This is a genomic window from Psychroflexus planctonicus (genome assembly GCF_014640195.1).
Classification (GTDB): Bacteria; Bacteroidota; Bacteroidia; order Flavobacteriales; family Flavobacteriaceae; genus Psychroflexus; species Psychroflexus planctonicus.
Genome location: NZ_BMGM01000025.1, coordinates 1 through 1,828, shown reverse-complemented (window position 1 = coordinate 1,828; position 1,828 = coordinate 1). Strand labels below are relative to the sequence as shown.

The following is a 1,828-nucleotide window of genomic DNA, read 5'->3' as shown; positions in this document are numbered from 1 at the left end:
CTTGTGTATGTCAATTCCAATAAATAACTTCGGTGTGGCAGTTTGTTCAGTGTTCATATCTTATAATTTTTAGTGAAATTTAAAGATACTAGACTTTCTGCTTTTTCATGGATGCTAACAAAAATGACGAGATTTGTGCTGAAACGAGAGTTTTATGTATTTTTAGAAACTTAAAGTTTAACCGAAAAACTTGCGCATTTTAGCTCGCCACTTTCGTTATGCGCGAGACGTTGTGGTGCATATTAAAAACCGACAGAAAACAAAATGAACGAATTACAATTAACAGGTGGAGCAAGAATTGGAATGGCTAATGCGTCAATTCCTTTTGCGACTCTAAAAGTGAATAAGGACAGATTGGAATTGAATGCCTCTATTATCGGTAACCTGACCTTTCAACCAGCTGACATTATTTCAATCGAACCTTATATAATGATTACAATAATTGGACAAGGAATAAAAATAAATCACAAAGTTGCTAACTATAAAGAACGTGTGATTTTTTGGACTTTTAAAGACCCAAACTCTATCGTACGACAAATTGATGAAACGGGATTTTTAAATAATCAAAATAACTCTGAGCAAAAAATTGATAGAACTATAATTGAAAAACAAGCGAAAGGTGGTTTCCCTATCAAAAAAGAATTTGCAATTGGAGCTATCGTAGTGTGGAACTTACTTTTTCTAACAGACATAATTCCGTTTTTACTTGGCGACAAAGAAGGATTTCCAATTGGTAACGGAGTTTTGGCTGCAATCGGACTTTTATTTCTGACTGCTCTATTGAGCCTAATATCAGCAGATTTTAGGCGACTGATTTTAAAGGAAGGGAGAGAATTGAGCGATATAAAGAAATTTGCAATTCTTGCGATGATAATAAGTGGGTTTATGTTATTGCAATTAGGAATAATGACAAAATTTATGAATTAAAAAATACGACACCACAACAGCGCATAACAAAAATGGCGAGATTTGTGATTGAAACGAAAATTTTGGTTTTTTTAGAAAATTAAAAGTTTAACCGAATGGAAAGCGCATTTTAAGTCGCCACTTATGTTATGCGCGGACCGTTGGCAACAAGCTAAGAAAACGAAAACAATACAAATTTGAATGTTATAATTTGTATATTTGAAAAAATAATTGATGATGAACATAGAAGCTCGTAAAATAGAATTCGTTCAGGAGTTCTTTAAACTTCAAAGTGAAAAAACAATTTCAAAACTTGAAAGGTTATTGAAAAAAGAAAAAGAACATTCATCGCCTGACAAAGTTGAACCAATGACATCTGTTGAATTGAATGCTCGAATTGATAAATCGCTTAAAGATTCGAAAAACGGGAAGTTGACGGAAGTAAATGACTTACTTGCTGAAATTGAAAAATGGAATTAAAAATTTATTGGACAGATTTCGCTAAGACTGAATTAAAAAAGATTTTTAAGCATTTAAAAGAAAATGCAAGTTTGACAGTAGCGAAAAATGAAAACGAAAAAATAGTTAAATCAACTTTAAGATTAAAAAATCAACCCCAAATTGGTCAAATAGAACCAATGTTGGTTGAAAGAGAAATTGAGTTAAGATATTTACTTCATCAAACTTATAAAATCATTTATTGGATAAATTCTAAACAAAATAGAGTTGAAATAATGGATGTTTTTGAAACCCATCAGCAAACTGAAAAGATAAAGCGAACGAAATAAAGCCAGTTGCCAACAGCGCATCCTATGAAAAGCAATCAACCTGATCTTCCTTCAAATTTATGATATTTTCTTATTAGTTATCTCATTATTTTTTAATTTTCTATCACGTTTTATATAATTTGAAGCTTGCTTCA

3 protein-coding genes are annotated in these 1,828 nt (G+C 31.3%); all 3 read left to right on the top strand.

Features of this window, described 5'->3' with window-relative positions; translation table 11 throughout:
• The first annotated feature begins 264 nt into the window (after positions 1-264).
• The 3 genes from IEV72_RS13565 to IEV72_RS13555 all read left to right on the top strand — a co-directional run bounded on the left by IEV72_RS13565 (position 265) and on the right by IEV72_RS13555 (position 1,694).
• Entirely contained in the window at positions 265-927 is a 663-nt protein-coding gene (locus tag IEV72_RS13565) for a hypothetical protein (protein WP_188459659.1), read from the top strand.
• A gap of 213 nt (positions 928-1,140) precedes the next feature.
• Positions 1,141-1,386, top strand: coding sequence for a hypothetical protein (locus tag IEV72_RS13560; protein ID WP_229731938.1), 246 nt, complete (start codon positions 1,141-1,143; stop codon positions 1,384-1,386).
• Positions 1,377-1,694: a type II toxin-antitoxin system RelE/ParE family toxin gene (locus tag IEV72_RS13555; RefSeq protein WP_188459658.1), complete on the top strand. Its 318-nt coding sequence runs from the start codon at positions 1,377-1,379 to the stop codon at positions 1,692-1,694. Before IEV72_RS13560 ends, IEV72_RS13555 begins: the two co-directional genes overlap by 10 nt.
• Positions 1,695-1,828: the final 134 nt, after the last annotated feature.

Bases quoted from the DNA above. Each gene is read 5' to 3' on its own strand.
- IEV72_RS13560 (WP_229731938.1), top strand. From the start codon at position 1,141: ATGATGAACATAGAAGCTCGTAAAATAGAATTCGTTCAGGAGTTCTTT.
- IEV72_RS13555 (WP_188459658.1), top strand. From the start codon at position 1,377: ATGGAATTAAAAATTTATTGGACAGATTTCGCTAAGACTGAATTAAAA.
- IEV72_RS13565 (WP_188459659.1), top strand. From the start codon at position 265: ATGAACGAATTACAATTAACAGGTGGAGCAAGAATTGGAATGGCTAAT.